At 51.6% G+C, this 17,739-nt stretch carries 17 protein-coding genes and 1 riboswitch; of the genes, 11 read left to right on the forward strand and 6 right to left on the reverse strand.

Features of this window, described 5'->3' with window-relative positions:
* The first annotated feature begins 26 nt into the window (after positions 1 to 26).
* The 3 genes from R50912_RS32145 to R50912_RS32155 all read left to right on the forward strand — a co-directional run bounded on the left by R50912_RS32145 (position 27) and on the right by R50912_RS32155 (position 2,989).
* Positions 27 to 824: an AIM24 family protein gene (locus R50912_RS32145; RefSeq protein WP_042240940.1), complete on the forward strand. Its 798-nt coding sequence runs from the start codon at positions 27 to 29 to the stop codon at positions 822 to 824.
* 62 nt (positions 825 to 886) lie between these two features.
* A complete protein-coding gene (locus R50912_RS33930; protein ID WP_063840088.1) occupies positions 887 to 2,386 on the forward strand; it encodes a GNAT family N-acetyltransferase in 1,500 nt (499 codons plus the stop codon).
* A gap of 24 nt (positions 2,387 to 2,410) precedes the next feature.
* Positions 2,411 to 2,989, forward strand: coding sequence for a class I SAM-dependent methyltransferase (locus R50912_RS32155; RefSeq protein WP_042240943.1), 579 nt, complete (start codon positions 2,411 to 2,413; stop codon positions 2,987 to 2,989).
* A gap of 74 nt (positions 2,990 to 3,063) precedes the next feature.
* Here R50912_RS32155 and R50912_RS32160 read toward each other — a convergent pair whose 3' ends face one another.
* Complete coding sequence (locus R50912_RS32160) at positions 3,064 to 3,348, reverse strand: alpha/beta-type small acid-soluble spore protein (RefSeq protein WP_042240945.1); 285 nt, start codon at positions 3,346 to 3,348, stop codon at positions 3,064 to 3,066.
* Positions 3,349 to 3,412: 64 nt separating this feature from the next.
* A complete protein-coding gene (gene hprK / locus R50912_RS32165; RefSeq protein ID WP_042240949.1) occupies positions 3,413 to 4,330 on the reverse strand; it encodes an HPr(Ser) kinase/phosphatase in 918 nt (305 codons plus the stop codon).
* A gap of 178 nt (positions 4,331 to 4,508) precedes the next feature.
* Between hprK and R50912_RS32170 the strand changes: the two genes are divergently transcribed.
* The 3 genes from R50912_RS32170 (at position 4,509) to R50912_RS33935 (ending at position 8,768) form a co-directional block, all read left to right on the forward strand.
* Positions 4,509 to 6,143: a histidine kinase N-terminal 7TM domain-containing diguanylate cyclase gene (locus R50912_RS32170; RefSeq protein WP_042243812.1), complete on the forward strand. Its 1,635-nt coding sequence runs from the start codon at positions 4,509 to 4,511 to the stop codon at positions 6,141 to 6,143.
* A gap of 170 nt (positions 6,144 to 6,313) precedes the next feature.
* Positions 6,314 to 7,240: a phosphotransferase enzyme family protein gene (locus R50912_RS32175; RefSeq protein WP_042240951.1), complete on the forward strand. Its 927-nt coding sequence runs from the start codon at positions 6,314 to 6,316 to the stop codon at positions 7,238 to 7,240.
* Between the two features lie 121 nt (positions 7,241 to 7,361).
* Positions 7,362 to 8,768: an S-layer homology domain-containing protein gene (locus tag R50912_RS33935; RefSeq protein ID WP_063840089.1), complete on the forward strand. Its 1,407-nt coding sequence runs from the start codon at positions 7,362 to 7,364 to the stop codon at positions 8,766 to 8,768.
* 119 nt (positions 8,769 to 8,887) lie between these two features.
* Here the strand turns inward: R50912_RS33935 and R50912_RS32185 are convergent, their stop codons facing one another.
* On the reverse strand, positions 8,888 to 9,391 hold the full coding sequence (locus R50912_RS32185; protein ID WP_042240954.1) for a GNAT family N-acetyltransferase: 504 nt from the start codon (positions 9,389 to 9,391) through the stop codon (positions 8,888 to 8,890).
* A 146-nt stretch (positions 9,392 to 9,537) separates the two neighbouring features.
* Here R50912_RS32185 and R50912_RS32190 point away from each other — a divergent pair, with 146 nt between their 5' ends.
* Positions 9,538 to 9,906, forward strand: a complete 369-nt coding sequence (locus R50912_RS32190) for a DUF1304 domain-containing protein (protein ID WP_042240955.1) — start codon at positions 9,538 to 9,540, stop codon at positions 9,904 to 9,906.
* A gap of 23 nt (positions 9,907 to 9,929) precedes the next feature.
* On the opposite strand, the gene R50912_RS32195 is transcribed toward R50912_RS32190, so the two are convergent.
* Complete coding sequence (locus R50912_RS32195; RefSeq protein ID WP_042240959.1) at positions 9,930 to 10,751, reverse strand: methyl-accepting chemotaxis protein; 822 nt, start codon at positions 10,749 to 10,751, stop codon at positions 9,930 to 9,932.
* Positions 10,752 to 10,921: 170 nt separating this feature from the next.
* On the opposite strand from R50912_RS32195, the gene R50912_RS32200 reads away from it, so the two are divergent.
* Complete coding sequence (locus R50912_RS32200; protein WP_042240963.1) at positions 10,922 to 11,629, forward strand: DUF4386 domain-containing protein; 708 nt, start codon at positions 10,922 to 10,924, stop codon at positions 11,627 to 11,629.
* Here the strand turns inward: R50912_RS32200 and R50912_RS32205 are convergent.
* Positions 11,586 to 12,182, reverse strand: a complete 597-nt coding sequence (locus R50912_RS32205) for a Crp/Fnr family transcriptional regulator (protein WP_042240966.1) — start codon at positions 12,180 to 12,182, stop codon at positions 11,586 to 11,588. The two genes, R50912_RS32200 and R50912_RS32205, sit on opposite strands and share 44 nt — an antisense overlap.
* 64 nt (positions 12,183 to 12,246) lie before the next feature.
* Positions 12,247 to 13,623 (reverse strand): amino acid permease, encoded by a 1,377-nt coding sequence (locus tag R50912_RS32210; RefSeq protein WP_042240969.1) that lies wholly within the window; start codon positions 13,621 to 13,623, stop codon positions 12,247 to 12,249.
* Between the two features lie 150 nt (positions 13,624 to 13,773).
* Positions 13,774 to 13,853, reverse strand: a riboswitch (glycine riboswitch).
* Between the two features lie 246 nt (positions 13,854 to 14,099).
* Here R50912_RS32210 and R50912_RS32215 point away from each other — a divergent pair.
* The 3 genes from R50912_RS32215 to R50912_RS32225 all read left to right on the forward strand — a co-directional run bounded on the left by R50912_RS32215 (position 14,100) and on the right by R50912_RS32225 (position 17,675).
* Positions 14,100 to 15,080 (forward strand): ABC transporter permease, encoded by a 981-nt coding sequence (locus R50912_RS32215; protein ID WP_042240972.1) that lies wholly within the window; start codon positions 14,100 to 14,102, stop codon positions 15,078 to 15,080.
* 14 nt (positions 15,081 to 15,094) lie between these two features.
* Positions 15,095 to 16,009 (forward strand): carbohydrate ABC transporter permease, encoded by a 915-nt coding sequence (locus R50912_RS32220; protein ID WP_042240975.1) that lies wholly within the window; start codon positions 15,095 to 15,097, stop codon positions 16,007 to 16,009.
* Between the two features lie 70 nt (positions 16,010 to 16,079).
* Complete coding sequence (locus R50912_RS32225) at positions 16,080 to 17,675, forward strand: ABC transporter substrate-binding protein (protein ID WP_042240978.1); 1,596 nt, start codon at positions 16,080 to 16,082, stop codon at positions 17,673 to 17,675.
* The last annotated feature ends 64 nt before the right edge of the window (positions 17,676 to 17,739 follow it).

Genomic DNA, 17,739 nt, shown 5'->3' on the forward strand with positions numbered 1-17,739 from the left:
AACTGCATCTCAGGGGAGGAAGCATTATGGCTTTTACCATTAATAATTTGAAGGATAACCCTAATGTTGTAATTAAGGAACAGCTTGGCGGATTCTCGGTCATTGAATACAAGGAGGATCTTAGCAGCACCTCCATGCTGGAAGCCCAGGCCAACTTCTTCATGAGCAAGAGCAATATGCGCAACAAGCAGCTGATGATTGAGCTAACGAATAGCGAGGTTATGCTGAGCGCAGGCGCTATGCAGTATATGATCGGCAATATTGAAATGACGTCGGGTGTCAAAGGTGTCGGAGGCTTGATGCGCAATATTATATCCAGTGCAGCAACCGGCACGAGTGCCATCAAACCGCTCTATAAAGGGACGGGGACGATTATGCTCGAAACCACCTACAAATATCTCTGGCTGATTGATGTCGACAACGACCATATCGTGATTGATGACGGCATGTTCCTGGCCTGCGAGTCCACGCTGGATATTGCTGTCGCTGCACGCAAGAATGTATCCTCAGCCCTCCTCGGCGGAGAAGGGCTGTTCAACCTGAGCGCACGGGGGAAAGGGATTATCGCTCTTGAGGCTCCTATTCCATCCGAGGAAGCCGTGGTGGTCGAGCTGCAGAATGACGTGCTGAAGGTAGATGGCAATTTCGCGTTGATGTGGTCGAACTCGCTTGACTTTACCGTAGAGAAATCAGGGAAGACCCGCATGGGCTCTGCCGTTTCCGGCGAAGGCCTGGTCAATGTCTACCGGGGAACCGGTATGGTCTGGCTGGCACCGCTCATGAATTACAAGAACAGCCTGTTTCAGGCTGCACCTACCTCCTGACTCTGAGGCCACTTGAGACAATGCTCCATCCACCTAATTCATCCAAAGGACGGGCCATCCGTATGTCTATTCAAGCTGTATTATTTGATTTCGACGGAACACTTGCAGATACACTGCCTTTATCCTTCCATGCGTTCCAGGCTGTATTTCAGCAATACGATCATAGAGAAGTCACCCGCGATGAACTTGTCGCCATGTTTGGCCCCACCGAGGAGGACATCATTGGCGGCAATTTCGCTGACCCGTCTTCCGTTCCGCAAGCTATAGAAGATTATTATTCATTATATGAGCAGGGGCATTTCGGAGAATTCCAGAATGACGGGCACATTGTAGAATTACTTCAGGCCCTGAAGGCGCAAGGGATGAAGCTTGGCGTCATTACCGGTAAAAGCAGACGGGCCTATCAGATATCGGCCGGGGCGCTGGATCTGGAGCGCTTCTTCGATATCTCCATTACCGGAGATGATGTCGTTAAGCCCAAGCCTGATCCCGAAGGCATACATTCGGCGCTGCGTACACTTGGCATGGATCCCTCTAATGCTATATTCGTTGGGGACAGTAATGCGGATATTCTCGCGGGCAAGGCTGCCGGACTGCCGACCTACGGTGTCCGCTGGCTGTCCACCTTCCAGAGCCAGGCTTACGATGTCCCGCCCGATGGCGTGTTTGACAGTGTTGATGAGTTCCGCAAGCTTCTCAAGTTAAATAACATCATGGCAATGACTTACCACTCCAAGCAGCAAGCGGCGGACATTACTCTACTGGAGCAGCAGTGCAGCCACGCGGATTCGCTCAAATTAAGCTCAGATCTTGAGCATCTCGTCAAAGAGGATGGCGACCATGCCCTGCTCTGCTATCGCGGAAACCAGCTCATAGGTTTGCTGAGCTGGTTTGCTTCCGAAGGCGATTATGCGCAGATCAATGCCATGGTCCATCCGGAATACCGCCGCCAGGGTGTATTCCGCAGCCTTTTGCAGCGGGCCAAGGAAGATATTGCGCCTCTCACTGTACACAGCCTCAGCTACAGGGTTCCAAGCCGCTCACAGGCAGGACTCCGCGCGGCCCAGGCTATCGGTACTGAGTATGACCGCTCTGAATACGCGATGTCATATGCCCATACGGAGTCCGGCAGAGAACCCGCTCCGGCAGAATTGCGTCTGCTGCCTTCCTTGCCGGAGGATTTCGAATTCATGGTCTCCTGCTCGTCCCGGGCCTTCGGGGACTCCGAAGACGCCACCCGGGAGTATTTCCTGCATACGAAGGAACCAGAGCGTATCACCTATATTGCCTGGGCGGGCGGCCAGCGGATCGGCCTGATCCGGGTGAATTACGTGAATGAGGCAACCGCCTTTATCCATAATTTCTGCATATTGCCCGCTTGCCAGGGCCAAGGGTATGGCGGGAAGGTGCTCCGGCAGACTGTTGATTTCCTGCTGCAGAAGAACTATTCTTCGATCCGTCTAGGTGTTGTCACCGAGAATGAGCGGGCTTTGACCCTCTACCTCAATGCCGGCTTCAAGATCAATTTCGAGTATACATATTACAGCGGCAGCCCGGCGTGAGCACAGATTAAGAAGGAGCGATATATGCCCGTTACCGAGAGTATTCCCTGGATTGCCGCATTTCTCATTCTGCTGTCCGTAGTCTGGATTGTGCTCGTAAGCTGGAAGAACGGAATATCGCCGATGCCCGCCTCCAGGGCTGTAAGGGCGGCAGTAGCCGTGGAGGTGAACCGTATGCCGGGTTATGCCAATGTTCTGGAGGCGGGGTCGGGCTGGGGAACGCTGGGCCTGGAAGTCATCCGCCGCTGCCCCGGCAAACGGCTGACCGGCATAGAGAACTCAAGGATTCCCCTAGGGTTCTCACAGCTGTTTGCGGTAGTATGCACACGGTTTCTGCCAGTGAAGAGTGAACGGGAGCGGCTGCAGGGCAAGGTCATTTTTAGGCGGGGCGACATATATAGAAGCTCTTATAGCGATGCCGATATTGTGCTCTGCTACCTGTTCCCCGGTGCCATGGAACGGCTTGCTCCCAAGTTCAGGCAGGAGCTGCCGCCGGGGGCAGCCGTGATCAGTGTCTGCTTCGCTCTCCCGGACAAGCAGCCGGTCCGCATCATCACCTGCCCGGACCGGCTGCGGACGAAGGTGTATGTCTATATTTTCTGAATATTACCTGCGTATAAACTGCAAATAGCCCAAAAGCATGCCGCTGCTTTGGGCCATTGGAGGGATCGCGTATTCTAGGATTTCCCCTTCTCCGCTAACTGCTCCTGTGCCAGACGGACCATCTCCCGGACCATGGAGCCTCCGATTCTGCCGCCAATCTGACCCGCAGATTCCGTGGTCAAATTGCCGTTATTGCCCGCCTGCAGCGGGATACCGAGCTCCTTCGCCACCTCGTATTTCACATCGTCCGGATGATTCGGATCTACATGGTATCCTTCCTGCTTCATGACCTCTGCTTTGAAGGTCTGCATGCCCTGAGCTGACCCGGGCACCGCATATCTCCTGTTTCTTCTCGCCATTTCGGATACACTCCTCTGCTGTCTTTTATCTAAGTTGCCCTGGAGTGTGTGGGATTATCCCGCCTTAAGACTGCATCCCGTCTTCAATCCGCTTCATGAAGTCTTCTACCGCGCTGTATCCAAGCTGCTTGAGATACCAATTATTCGCAGCAGCTTCGATCAGGCCAGCCACATCGCGCCCCGGCTGAAGCTGAACCTCGATATGCGGGATTTGAACGCCGAGATATTCCGTGAACTGGGGAACCAGTTCCAGGTCATTGTTGAGTGAATTCTCCTGCCACGGTGCCAGCTCGATATCCAGTACAATCCGCGTCTCATCCTGGAAGGCCCTGCGCCCGTACTGGCGTACGACATTGATCAGGCCGATGCTGCGCAGCGCCAGGAATTCGCGGGTCGTCTCATTGTGCGTCCCGAGAAGCGTTGCCGGCCCCAGCTTCTTGAGCACTACAATATCATCGGCCACGAACCGGTGGCCCCGCCGGATGAGTGTATGCGCCGTTTCGCTTTTACCGATCCCGGACTTGCCTCGAAGCAGGATCCCGATGCCCGACACATTGACACACACCCCGTGAATCGACAGCTCCGGCGCCAGCGTTTTTACCAAATAGCTGTCCAGCTTGGCAATAAACTCCGTGGTCACCTCTGGTGTCCGCAGCAGCGGAATGCCCTCCTGATTACAGTATAAGGTGAGGTAAGGGATCTCTTGCTGGCCGCTCGTTACAATGAAACAAGGCGGATGATATTTGACGATATTGCCGATGTGCAGCATGCGTTCCTCTACACTCAGCGTTAATAAATAGTTGATCTCCTTGCGGCCGAGCACCTGCACCCGCGCCATCGGAAAGAAATCGAAATAACCGACAAATTCAAGTCCGGGCCTGTGCGTCCGTGGACGGGTAATGATGCGGTCCATGCACCCTGATCCTGCCAGCACTTCCAAATGGAACTTGTCCGTAAGGTTCTGAACGGTGATAGATTTCATATTATTCTCCTCCCAACCATTTTATTCCGATAGATTCACTTAAAAATCTTGTAATCTGCACACGCTAATTATATATTAAAATCAATATATAAGACCTTAGACCCAGAAAAAGCAATAAACACTAAATATATCAAGAAGGTGTAGTATATTGGCCTTGGAGTCTTGGATTGATCTGATAATGTGCTTTGTCTTGTTCCTTTTGTTTATATACATATTTATTTCTGTGGGTACGATAACCAATTTGCACAAAGTCTACCTGGGTTTTCATTTCTCCATGATGATCTGGCCCTACTGCCAGTTTGCCATCCGAACCGTTGATGATCCCATCTATCAGCTATTCTATGTAAAGCTTGCCTTTATCGATGCCTCCCTGCTGACTACAGGCTGGATCTTCTTCACCATTCTGCTCTCAGGCCAATCGCAATTTCTTAACCGCAAAATATTAATCGCCCTGCTTGTTCCGGCATTCCTGTCCTCGCTGGCTGTTGTGCTGAATCCGAACGGCTGGTTTGTTCTCCCGGTAAACGGCGGATATGTTGAGCGGATCTACGGACCTATTTTTTGGATCAACATGTCTATTCTTATTCTTAATGCCAGCGTGTCGCTGTACATCATTTATGTAGCCCTGGTGTCCCGTCAGGCGCCGCGAATCAAGAATCAGATCATGTATATGCTAAAAGGGATCGTTGCCGTCTGTTTCTTCCTGATGATCGATGTGTTCCTGAACGTAGTGCTGGACGATTACCTGCCGGTCATTCCGGGCTTTACTTCGCTCGGCATTGTGGTGTCAGCCACCTTCTTCGTGATTACCATTCACCAGGACAAAGTGTTTGATATTGTAACTATCGCCCACCAGGATATCATCAATACGATGGAATACGGAATTCTCGTCCTCGACGATCAAGAACAGGTGGTCGAAATCAACCAGGCTCTGCATCCCCAGATCCGGCTGAATCCCGGGGAGAGGTTCGATATGGCCAGCCACCTGCCCGGCGGCAATACCGTCAAGACCGAACAGTTCCTGCAAGCCTACCGTGACCATCCGCTTGAGGTGGCCGAGACAGAACTAATGTATCCCACACTCCAAATGTACATCAGCATTCATGCCGCACCGATTATGGTGAGCGGTGTGAGGGTCGGACGGATTGTCACCTTCCAGAATATAACCGAGCTTCGGCGGCTCATTGATGAGACGAACCAGCAGAACACCATTCTGCAAGAGCGCAACTCCGCTTTAATCAAAGTCCACGAAGAACTGTTCCAGACGAACGCCAAGCTCCGGAAGATGGCCATCACCGACAGCCTGACCGGCTGCTTCAACCGGCATTATCTGATGCAGCAGCTGGAGCATGAATTGCTGAAGGAGCGCGATCATCACTCCCCTTCGACCATTATACTGATCGACATCGATTATTTCAAAATGGTCAATGACCGTTACGGACATCTCGCCGGAGATGAAGTCATTTGCAGTACGGTGGAGGTTCTGCAGCGCAGTCTGCGGCAATCCGATATCCTGGCCCGTTATGGCGGCGAGGAATTCATAATCTACCTGCCGGATACGGACGAGGCCGATGCGTATAATCTGGCGGAACAGCTTAAATCGAGCATTGAGACCAATAACATCAGAATTGATAATATAGACGAGGCTATATCCATCACCATCAGCATAGGACTGCTTAGCATCGGGGAATTCAAGGTCCCCCCGCCCATGAGCTCAACGACTTACTTGAATGATTTGTTCAAATCGGCGGATAAAGCCCTATACGCAGCCAAGCATCAAGGCCGCAATCAGATTGTTTCCGTGAAAAGTTAGCGAATACACATAAGCCACCCGGCTCAGGAAACCGGGTGGCTTAACTTTTGTCTGCGGGGCTGTTCCCTATTGTAACTTTAATTATAGCTAAGCTTTCTCTATACATCCGGTTTCGCCAAGCAGGATAATGAATAACAGTTAGAACAATTCGTCAAAAGGGGATACCGCCGATGGATTATGATCATCTTATCCGCGAGATTAACCGCTCCTACCCGCTCCGTATTGAGCAGCTCCGGCTTCACCGGGAGATGATCGGCGGGGTGTATTTCGCAGAGGGCGAAGGTAAGCGTTATGTACTCAAAATATACCGCAGCTTCAAGACAGCCGATGCCCTGCAGTCCGTCCGTATTCTTGATTATTTAGAGGCTCATTCTTATCCTGCCGTTACTGTTCTGCGGACGGCGGGGCAGGAGAGTCATATCCTTCTTGAAGCTCAGGATGGCTTGCAGGCAGCGGTGCTCTTCCGCTATGCCGAGGGGGCTACGCCCGATGGGATAGCCGAAGCAGAGGTTATCGGTCAACAAACCGGCGAACTGCATCAGCTTATGCAGGGCTACCCGGATGAACTGATCCACCGGACAAAAACCGACTACATCGGTGACTATCTCTCCATTATGCGCGAACTGGACTGTGCTTCCGAGTCCGTTACTGCGCTCGAACACTATGGCAATGAACTATGGAGCCGTATGTCAGAGCTACCCAGACACTTTTGTCATGGCGATCTGCATACAGGCAACATGCTCAGGGACAGCCGCGGGCAATACGTCCTTATGGACTTCGATGACGCTTCAGGGGATTATCCGGCCATGGATGTTGCCTATATGTCTGATAACACTCACTTTAATCAATTTCACGAGTCCATGTATGATGACACCCGGCGTCTGTTTGAACAGTTCTATTCCGGATATAGTAAGCTGCGGACCTTGAGTGACAAGGAGTGCTTAGCCGTATTGGATTTCATTGCGGTCAGACATTATCAGATCATCTCCAGAATTGTCCGCTGCCAGGGCTTGCAGTCGGTATCGAAGGAATTTTGCGATGAACAGTACAAATGGCTTATGAATTGGCGGGAGCTTTGTCTGAGCAAACAATACTAACATTAAGACAGGGCTCGGGGTTTATTAGGTTTGATAAATTAAATCCTGCTGTAACCTTTTTGCAGGGCGGCACGTCTAAGATCACAAATAAACCACAAACTACTCTACGAGGTGACTGACAATGAAGAACACATTCAAGATCATTACTATGTCTGCTGCTGCTGCACTGGCGCTCAGCTTCGCGGGGCAACAGTTCGCTTCTGCGGCAACCTTCAAGGATATTAATAATGTGCAGGATAAAGACAAGATTATTGCACTGCAGAATAGCGGCCTGATCAAAGGGATCAGCCAAGATCTGTTCGGCCCAAATATCAGCATCTCTGAGGCTGAAGGTGTACAGATGATCGTAAATGCTCTTAACCTGAACCTGGATCTGATCCGGTTCGTGAAGGAGCCGCATGCCACCGACTATTTCAAGAATGCCAATGATTCCGCCTGGTATGCAGAGGCGCTCATTATTGCCGGTGTCCACGGGCTGGATCTGCCCGCCGACCTGAAGCCAAACCAGAAGCTGACACGTGAAGAATTCACGCACCAGCTCATTGATGCGATCGAAGCCAGCGGCCAGCTGCCGATGATCAAGCCGGTTGTTATTGATTATAAGGACCAGGATCAGGTCAAAGCCGAATATTCCGGTTCGATCCAGCGCGCCCTGAACTACGGTGTCCTGAAGCTGGACGCCAGTGGCAAGCTAAACCCCAAGCAGGAAATCTCCCGCGCCGAAGCAGCTGTAGCGATCAGCAATGCGCTGGCGTATCTGAAGGCACATCCGGCACCGGCTGCGGTGAGTGAGACGCTTACTGCCGAAGAGGCTGTTCAACTGATCAAGGAAGCCGCAGGACCGAAGGCGGACCTGCAGATCAAGATTGATCCGGCAGCCAGCATGTCCCGCGAATCGTTCACCTACCTGCTGGTGCATACCCTCCAGACCAGCGGACAGCTGCCGATGATCAAGCTCATTCCGGTTGAAGTCAAGGATGCGAGTCAGATGGATATCTCCAATTCGGGCGCTATTCAAACCGCGCTGGCGCTTGGCTTCGTTACACTGGATGAGTCCGGCAATTTCAATCCAAAGGGTGATATTACACGCACCGCCGGTACGGATATCGTGAATAAAGCGGTGGAATACTTGAAGACTCATCAAGCACCCGCAGCAGAGAGCGAAGTTCTCACGGCTGAGCAAGCTGTTCAACTGATCAAGGAAGCCGCAGGACCGAAGGCGGACCTGCAGATCAAGATTGATCCGGCAGCCAGCATGTCCCGCGAATCGTTCACTTACCTGCTGGTGCATACCCTCCAGACCAGCGGCCAGCTGCCGCTGCTGAATCTGATTCCGGTAGAGATCAAGGATAATGACAAGATCAATATCCTGAACTCGGGAGCCATTCAGACGGCCATTGCCTTGAAGATCGTGAAGCTGGATGCTGACGGCAAGTTCAATCCGCAGGCTGGAATCACCCGTACAGACGCGGCCGCTATGGTTAGCCAGGTTCAGGAGATCCTGAAACGGGCTGCTGCCCATCAATAATACCCGGAACATTCCAATTTCCCGCCAGCTATAGTCAGCTCAAAAAGCACAAGTCAACGGCTTGTGCTTTTTGGCATATTCTATGATCGCCGCCCGGATGCTTGTCAACACGATAGAGGCTACAGCATCAGAATCATCAGGTCTTCATCCAGATATTCATCCCCAAGCTTCATCGCCTTCGGCTCTGTGCCATAGCAGATGAATCCAAGAGATTCGTATAGTCTTTTGGCAGCTACATTATTCGAGGTTACCGTTAAATTCAGAATTTCGAGCCCCGGCAACTGCCTCGCCCGGGCAATCAGCTCCACCATCAAGCGGCGGCCCACTCCTTGTTTACGGACATCCGAATCCACATATACTGAATATATATTAGCTTTATGATCAATTTTGGGCCGGCTCTCCCGGAAGAAAGTGACGATACCCACCAGCTTCTCCTCACCATCAAAAGCTCCCAGTGTGAAATTATTCTCCGAGGGCTCCAGCCTGATGCGGGTGGTGACTATAGACAGCTTCTTTTCCGATTCATAGGAGCTGAGATAGGCTTCCGGATGCAGCCGCAGCGACTGTAGCCGAAGCTCGCGGTAAACCTCCGCATCCACAGATGTCAGCATTCTTAGGTACAACGGTTTTGCCTCCTCAAGGAATTTATGGATTCCAAATTGACAAAATTGCAGAATTTGGCTATATTTAGACAGTGTAAAATTATATTTTAAACAATTTAATTTTTCCGTTGATCAATCTTACATAATTATGAAAAGAGGGATTTACTATGATGATGGTGAGTGTAATACTCGTGGCCCTAGTTGCACTGGAGCATGTGTATATTCTAGTGCTGGAAATGTTCCTGTGGACTACCCCGCGGGCGCAAAAATCGTTCGGCACCACCCCGCAGTTCGCCCGGGAAACGAAATCGCTGGCTGCCAACCAGGGATTGTATAACGGCTTTCTGGCGGCCGGTCTAGTCTGGAGCCTGCTGCATCCGAACGATACCTTCAGTGTTCAGCTTCAATTGTTCTTCCTGATCTGTGTTGCAGTTGCAGCCATCTATGGCGGCATCACGGCCAAGAAATCCATTCTTTTGGTTCAAGGCCTCCCGGCCTTCATTGCTCTGCTTGCCGTTGTTCTGGCGAATCTGTAATTATTAGAATGGCCGCTCTTCCCTCACAGCTTCTGTGCGAACTGGTTCAGCTGCTCGGACATCGTCCGGATCTCCTCAATGAAGCTGGAGATTTCATTCGTTGAAGCAGCCTGCTCCTGCCCGACTGACGCAATCTGATGGATGGATTGGCTGATCTGCTTCATCGCGGATTGGATCTCCCCCAGGGTATCCCGGATCCGCTGCGCGGACTGCTCGGTTTCCTTCGAGAATTTGCGGATTTCTTTCGCTACAACATCGAATCCCCGCCCCTTTTCCCCGGCGTGGGCGGCCTCAATGGCTGCATTAATCCCGAGCAGATTCGTCTGGTCGGCGACCTTTCTGAGGACAGCCAGCACTTCATCGCTTTTTTTGACACTTTCGGCGGTCGTTTCTGACTGGAGCAGCAGCTTCTGCGAGTAATCGGCAAGCAGTCCCGAGCCCTCTGCCACATGCCCAATCCGGGCATGTGCCTGATTTAGGGAGACGGAGATCTGATCGGCGATTTCGCGCAGTTCGGTCTGTCTGCGGACCTGGATACAGACCGCCCCGCAGACGCTTCCATCCTCTCCGTGTACCGGAAGAACCGTCCCGGCGAATTCATACCCGTAGTACTCCTTAGGGACATTAGCTTTCGAGAATTCATCATTTCTCAGCGCATGGTACAGAGGTTCGTCCGCGAGAATTATCTGCCCTGCCCGAATTCCCAGATCAATGGACGTACCAGGGAAATACGCGATGAACTTCTCCACATCACAGACAGCAATAGATACGTCGTAGGGAAAGGCAGCTTTCAGGATCGGCGCCAGGTTCACTATATCTTCAAAGGAGCGGATAATGTTCTTCATGGATGTGGGTTCTCCTTTATTAATCGCTTCGACATTTTCCAATGACTATCCTTTATTCAAAAACTTAATATTTAAAATTAATCATGCCCTCTTAACTTAAGTCAATGAAGCCCTGCAGGCGCCTTAGTACAATATAACCACAATCAATAATCAATCAGGGGGTTATGTTAATGTCTGCTGCAGTGGCTCGAACCGGGGGAATATCCCTCATTGTAATGGCGGTTGCTGCCGCGCTCTCGTACGGATATGTCCATGGGAGTCTGGTAGTGGATGGAGATGCCGCTGCAACCTTCGCCAATCTTCAGGCCTCTCCGTCGCTGTTCAGGGCCGGGATTCTGGGCTGGGTACTGATTATGGCCTGTGATGTGGCAGCTGCCTGGGCCTTATATCTGGTGCTGAAGCCTGTGCATCCGGGCTTGTCCCTGCTGGGAGCATGGCTGCGCCTGGCTTATACGGCAGTGTTGGGGATTGCTGTCTCCAGTCTGATCATGGTATCACTTCTTACCGGTAACAGGGAGGTTGCGCTTTCCGGTTTCACACGAGGGGAGCTGCAGGCCGAGGTCATGCTTATTCTTCATGCTTTTGAAGCGGTATGGTCGGCTGGTTTAATTCTGTTCGGGGGGCATCTGCTGATTATCGGTGTGCTGGCGGTATGGTCGGAGAATATTCCGAAGCCCATCAGTGTGCTGCTGCTGCTGGCAGGCTTCGGCTATATTGTGGTTCATCTGTGCGGCACACTTGTGCCCGGGTATGTAGAATTCCTTCAAATTATCAAATGGGTGTTCATGCTGCCGATGACCGCAGGGGAGCTGGGGCTTGGCATCTGGCTGCTGTTCAAAGTCCCGGCTGCGCGTGTTCGCGCTCAAGCCGCTTCTTAATCCGGCTGAGCGACTCCGGTGTCATCCCGAGATAGCTGGCCAGCTGATGCTGGGGGACGCGGCTGATCAGGCCGGGCCTCCGATGCAGCAGTGCCTTGAGTCGGTCTTCAGGGGATGCCGCAATGAAGGCGGCGAATTCCGCCTGCACCTGTCCGAAATTCTCCTCGATCATCCGGCGTGTCATCAGCTCCAGCTGTGTGTGTCTGGCGTACATTTCCGTCTCGGTATTCAGCGCACCGACAACCAGTACGCAGTCCTCCAGACAAGTCAGGCTGTATTCCAACGAGGCCTCCTCTTTATGCGCATTGAAGATAGCGATCGCCTGTTCCTCTGTGTAGAAGTTCGAGGTGATGTCGCGGCCTGTAACGTCTACACTATGCTGCCGCACACAGCCTTTTAACACGAAATAGCAGTTTCCGGGAACCTCACCCTGCCTAAGCAGAATGGTTCCCTTGCTGTATTCCTCGACAAGAATCTCATCCAGAATAGCCTGCTGCTCCTCTTCGCTGAGGGAGGTCAGCCGGGTCATATATTGGAGCAATCTATGCTTCATGTTTCGGATTCCTCCTTATTAACGCTGCTGACAACATGTCAGTAGCGTTTGAACATTCTTGCACTCATGTATTGATTATACTAACATCGGCATCACTTTTCTCCTTCTTGCTTCGCATGGAGTACAGGACGAATAACAGAATGAACCATAGCGGCGTAAACAGCAGCGCCGGACGGGTCTCATCTGCGAACAGCATAATGATCAGAATAGCAACAAACAGCGTTAAGACCGCATAATTGATAACCGGTGTGAACGGTGCTTTGAATTTGGACGCGGCATGTAAGTCTGGGCGGTTCTTCTTATATTTGATATGACATACGAGCACAACACCCCACACCCAGATGAAGCAAATGGCGCTGATCGTGGTGACGATGCCGAAAGCCTGACCCGGAATGAGCTTGCTGAGCAGCGCCCCGGCAGAGATAACAAGTGTAGAGATGAATAACGAATTCGCGGGCACATGATTTCGGTTCAGCTTGCCGAGCTGCGGGGATGCCTGATCTCTTCGGCTCAGATTATACAGAATCCGGCTGGTCGAGAACATCCCGCTGTTGCAGGCGGAAGCCGCTGAGGTTAAGACGACGAAATTGATAATGCCCGCAGCAACTGGAATCCCGACTAGACTGAAGGTTCGCACAAAAGGACTTTCAGCCGCACTGAGCTGGGTCCACGGGTTAATGCACAGCAGCACGAAGAGCGCGCCCACATAGAAGAAGAGAATCCGCAGAGGAATCTTGTTAATCGCCGAGGGGATATTTTTCTCCGGATCCGCTGTTTCTGCGGCTGATACACCCACAAGCTCCACACCGACATAAGCGAACACAACCATCTGGAAGGAAAATAAGAAGCCTTTGACACCGTTAGGGAACACGCCCCCGTGCTCCCAGAGATTGCGGACCGTCACCGATCCTGCATCCGTCTTGAACCCGATGACCAGCAGAATGATTCCCAGGCCGATTAAGGCAAGAATCGTGACGACTTTGATTAGGGCAAACCAGAATTCGAGTTCGCCGAAGCTTTTGACCGTTAGCAGATTGAGTCCGAGCAGAATAATCAGGCAGATGACTGCCGGTACCCACTGCGGGATATCGAACCAGTACTGCACATAGACGCCCACCGCAATCACATCCGCCATCGCCGTCATAATCCAGCAGAACCAGTAGGTCCAGCCCGTAATGAACGCAGCCCGGGGCCCAAGATAGTCCTCAGCAATGTCTGTAAAAGATTGATAACCCGCTTTGGAGAGCAGCAGCTCACCCAGCGCCCTCATCACAAAAAACACGGCAATCCCCACGAGTAAATACGTGATCATAATGGACGGGCCGGCCTGCTGAATCGCTCTGCCTGATCCCAGGAATAACCCTGTACCAATCGTGCCGCCAATAGCGATCAGCTGTACATGCCGGTTCGCCAAATCTCTCTTTAATTCTGTCTGTGCCATTGCCATTTTCCCCCTTAATGTGTACAACGCTATGCTGCCAAATAACATAAAAAAGAGATTGGATGTCATCCAATCTCCCGGTTCATAAGAATATCAAAATAAGCTATCTGCGCCGCTGACCGTAATTAATCAGCATAACAAATACAAATTCCGTACTCTTCTGTCCTTTTGCCTGAGATTGTGAACCCTTCGGCGCTGCGGTCTCCCGCAGTCTCTCCAGAAGCTGCTCCTGCTATAGTGTGATCCATAGCAATCATAGCCCGTGTAGTGTATTAAATTGGTGAAGCGTTAATGCATTCTGATATTCTAACATATTACTCGGCATGTGAGAGATATTCTGTGAAAAAAGTCGCAATGTTCAAGAGTTCAACATGAGGTAACTTTTGAATAAACGGGGTCATCTGCAAGAGAGAATTCGTATCTGCTCCTCTACTATAATAAATTCATCCAGATTATGTAGAGCGAGGTTAGAACCAATGGCAAATCCTTCAACCGTAAAAGCTTTGACCAAGCAGCCCCTTTCACACCAGCAGGGCAGCTTTGGCCGTTTGCTGCGGAACATTGTGAAATACCGGGTGCTGCTGCTCATGCTGCTGCCAACCGCCATTATTTTTTTCATCAACTGTTACATCCCGATGTTCGGATTATTCATTGCTTTCAAGAACATCAACTATGTTGACGGCATTATGGGCAGTCCATGGGCGGGACTCGACAACTTCCGGTTCCTCTTCGCCACATCCGATGCCCTGCGCGTGACCATTAACACCATCGGCTACAACGTTGTCTTCATTATCTCAGGGCTCATCCTCTCTGTATCCCTAGCCATTGCGATCAACGAGGTTCGCAGCAAGCTGGCCTCCCGTTTCTTCCAGACTGTTATGATTATGCCGAATTTCTTGTCCATGGTTGTCGTCAGCTTCATAGTCTACGCCTTCCTGCACCCGGAGTACGGCTTCCTGGTCAAGCATATTCTGCCCTTGTTCGGCCATTCCTCAGTCAATGCTTATATGCATCCCAATGCATGGCCCTATATTCTGTGGCTCACCAAGATGTGGCACTCGATCGGCATCGGCAGTGTCATCTATCTGGCCGCGATCACCGGCATCAGCGAGGAGCTGTATGAAGCTGCGGTGGTGGACGGCGCCAGCAAGTGGCAGCAGATCACCCGAATTACGCTGCCGCTCCTTACGCCTATCATGGTCATTCTCACCATTCTCAACATGGGCGGTATTTTCCGCTCCGACTTCGGGCTGTTCTACCACGTTACGCTGGACTCCGGTGCGCTGCGCTCCACTACGGATGTCATCGACACCTATGTATACAGGGGGTTAATTCAGCTCAATGATCTGGGTATGTCCTCTGCGGCGAACTTTTATCAATCCGTCATCGGCTTCTTCCTTGTTATCGGGGCGAACAGTCTGGCCCGCAAGCTGAACCGCGATACGGCACTTTTCTAGAACGGAGGATCTTAATGACTACTGCAACCCGAACCCGCGCCTATCCCAAAGGCTCCAAGAGCGCCCAGATTGTGCTGAACATCTTCTTCACTGCCTTCAGTCTGGCCTGCATCCTGCCTATTCTGCTCATTGTCGCCATTTCCTTAACCAACGAGAAAACGTTAACGCTGCAGGGGTATAAATTCTGGCCCGAGAAGATTGACCTGACCGCTTACCAATATCTGTTCAACCATTCGCAGACGCTGGTCAAAGCTTATGGAATCAGCCTGACCGTTACGCTTACCGGAACCCTTCTGGCAGTACTATTGATTGCTCTGTACGCGTACCCCCTCTACCGGAAGGACTTTCCCTTTAAAAAGGCTTTTAGTTTCTACCTGCTGATCACTATGCTGTTCTCGGGAGGGCTTGTCCCTTTCTACCTGCTGTACGTTAATTATTTGGATCTGAAGGACTCGCTGATTGCACTGATCCTGCCCGGCCTCTCCAACGCATTCTATATTTTCATTGCCCGCACCTTCTTCCAGCAGACGGTTCCCGAAGAGATGATAGAATCCGGCAAATTGGACGGGGCTTCGGAATGGCGGATTTTCTTCCAGCTGGTGCTTCCGATCTCGCTGCCTGTTCTTGCCACCGTTGGTCTGTTCACTACACTGACGTATTGGAATGACTGGTTCAACTCCATGCTCTTCATTAATGACACGGACAAGTACTCCCTGCAATACGTCATGATTCAAATGATTCGTCAGGCCGAGTTCTTCAAGAACCAATTGGCGGGAAGCGGTGTAGCCCTGCTCGTACAAGAGTCGGTTCCTACCGAAAGCCTGCGGATGGCCATGGTGGTGGTGTCGATTGGCCCGATCCTGTTCGTCTATCCCTTCTTCCAGAAGTACTTCACCAAAGGCCTTACTATAGGGGCAATCAAAGGCTAACCCGGTCTGACTCTGGCGTAAATGCCGGTTAGAATATATGATCTAATTATCATTGAGGAGGTTCATACAAATGAGAACAACCAGAAGCTCTGGCGCGGTGTTTGCTGCTCTGACCGCCGTGATACTGGGCATTACCGGGTGCGGCGGCGGCAATTCTAACGCTTCCACCCCGTCCAAGGCAGAATCGACAGCAGAGGCCACAGCGGCCGGAGGCACGGAGGGCAGCAACCCCGATATTTCAACGTACCGGAAGTTAACCGTTTACACGGTTGGGAACTTCCCGCAGAATGATACCAAGGCGGTTGTGGAGGAGATCAATAAATATCTCAAGGAGAAGATCAACGCCGAGATTGACTTCCAGGGGCTTCCTTGGTCCTCCTGGGCCGAGAAGATGGCGCTGGCTTACCAATCCGGGGAACAGGTGGATCTGACCTTTGCCCCTAACTGGGCGGATTTCGCCAACAACGTAGCCAAAGGCGCATTCCTGCCGCTTGATGATCTGTTAGCCCAATATGGACAAGGCATCAAGGAGACCCTCGATCCCCGTTTCCTTGAAGGCGGAACGGTAGACGGCAAAATATATGCGATCCCCACCAATAAGGAAATTGGCGAGAGCCATACCATTATGTTCCGGAAGGATCTGGTCGATAAATACGGATTCGATGTGAACTCTATCCAGACGCTGGAGGATCTGGAGCCATGGCTGCAGACCATCAAGGAGAAGGAACCGGCCATTGCACCGATCTGGCTCTCCGGCAGCGGCTCCGATACGCTTGGCTACTTCGACAAAACCAAAGAGAGCATGAAGGAAAACTTCCGTTATGAGCTGGTTGCAGGCGCTCCTGCTGGTATCGTTCTCGATACCAAGACCGATAAGATGGTTATCAGCTCCATGGAGTCCGACACGGCCATCTACCGGATGAAGCTCTACGGCGACTGGTTCAGCAAGGGGTATATCAACAAGGATGCCGCAACGACCAAAACCAGTACTGAAGACGCTTTCAAGGCAGGGAAAACCTGGATGAAATTCGGTTCAGACAAACCGGACTCCGACAAGGAAGATTCCATCGCCACCGGCATTGAGCTGGTGAAGCTGAAGGGTAATGAACCCGAGATCAGTACAGCCAGCGTCAGTAACTCTATGATGGCCATTGGACGTACCTCCATTGATCCGGAGCGGACGATGATGCTGCTGAACCTGCTGCATACCGACCCGGTTCTGGTCAACCTGATTGACTTCGGCGTAGAAGGCCGGCAGTATGTTAAGGTAGAAGGCAAGGATAACTTCATCAAGCTCCCTGACGGCATTGCTACCCGTGCCGATACAGGCTGGGCGCCGGGCATTGAATGGATGTTCGGTAACCAGACCATAACCTATCTGTGGGAAGGCGAAAATGCCGATAAATGGGAGAAGTTCAAGGCCTATAACGAGAGCGCCCATAAAGTGAAGTCCTTCGGCTTCAACTTCAATACCGACGCTGTCAAAACACAGGTCTCCGTGGTCAGCAATATTATCAAGGAATTCCGCCCGCTGCTGGAAACGGGCAGTCTGGGTGTAGACAAGGTGCTTGAGGAATATAATAAGAAGCTGAAGGCCAACGGAATTGAAGAGATCCGTGCCGAGGTTCAGAAGCAATACGATGCCTGGAAAGCAAAACAATCCTAAATAAATAGGCTCGGGGGAAGGACGGTTTCTGTCCCTCCCCTTTCCTGCTGCCGGGGCGCAAATG

Origin of the sequence: Paenibacillus sp. FSL R5-0912 (genome assembly GCF_000758605.1) — a bacterium.
Lineage (GTDB): Bacteria > Bacillota > Bacilli > Paenibacillales > Paenibacillaceae > Paenibacillus_AQ.

What these genes read in the sequence shown, in the direction of transcription:
- hprK (WP_042240949.1), bottom strand. Translation starts at nt 4,330, where the DNA reads ATGAAATCTATCACCGTTCAGAACCTTACGGACAAGTTCCATTTGGAA.
- R50912_RS32190 (WP_042240955.1), top strand. Translation starts at nt 9,538, where the DNA reads ATGATGATGGTGAGTGTAATACTCGTGGCCCTAGTTGCACTGGAGCAT.
- R50912_RS32210 (WP_042240969.1), bottom strand. Translation starts at nt 13,623, where the DNA reads ATGGCACAGACAGAATTAAAGAGAGATTTGGCGAACCGGCATGTACAG.
- R50912_RS32195 (WP_042240959.1), bottom strand. Translation starts at nt 10,751, where the DNA reads ATGAAGAACATTATCCGCTCCTTTGAAGATATAGTGAACCTGGCGCCG.
- R50912_RS32205 (WP_042240966.1), bottom strand. Translation starts at nt 12,182, where the DNA reads ATGAAGCATAGATTGCTCCAATATATGACCCGGCTGACCTCCCTCAGC.
- R50912_RS33930 (WP_063840088.1), top strand. Translation starts at nt 887, where the DNA reads ATGTCTATTCAAGCTGTATTATTTGATTTCGACGGAACACTTGCAGAT.
- R50912_RS32225 (WP_042240978.1), top strand. Translation starts at nt 16,080, where the DNA reads ATGAGAACAACCAGAAGCTCTGGCGCGGTGTTTGCTGCTCTGACCGCC.
- R50912_RS32170 (WP_042243812.1), top strand. Translation starts at nt 4,509, where the DNA reads ATGTGCTTTGTCTTGTTCCTTTTGTTTATATACATATTTATTTCTGTG.
- R50912_RS32155 (WP_042240943.1), top strand. Translation starts at nt 2,411, where the DNA reads ATGCCCGTTACCGAGAGTATTCCCTGGATTGCCGCATTTCTCATTCTG.
- R50912_RS32200 (WP_042240963.1), top strand. Translation starts at nt 10,922, where the DNA reads ATGTCTGCTGCAGTGGCTCGAACCGGGGGAATATCCCTCATTGTAATG.
- R50912_RS32215 (WP_042240972.1), top strand. Translation starts at nt 14,100, where the DNA reads ATGGCAAATCCTTCAACCGTAAAAGCTTTGACCAAGCAGCCCCTTTCA.
- R50912_RS32145 (WP_042240940.1), top strand. Translation starts at nt 27, where the DNA reads ATGGCTTTTACCATTAATAATTTGAAGGATAACCCTAATGTTGTAATT.
- R50912_RS32160 (WP_042240945.1), bottom strand. Translation starts at nt 3,348, where the DNA reads ATGGCGAGAAGAAACAGGAGATATGCGGTGCCCGGGTCAGCTCAGGGC.
- R50912_RS32175 (WP_042240951.1), top strand. Translation starts at nt 6,314, where the DNA reads ATGGATTATGATCATCTTATCCGCGAGATTAACCGCTCCTACCCGCTC.
- R50912_RS33935 (WP_063840089.1), top strand. Translation starts at nt 7,362, where the DNA reads ATGAAGAACACATTCAAGATCATTACTATGTCTGCTGCTGCTGCACTG.
- R50912_RS32220 (WP_042240975.1), top strand. Translation starts at nt 15,095, where the DNA reads ATGACTACTGCAACCCGAACCCGCGCCTATCCCAAAGGCTCCAAGAGC.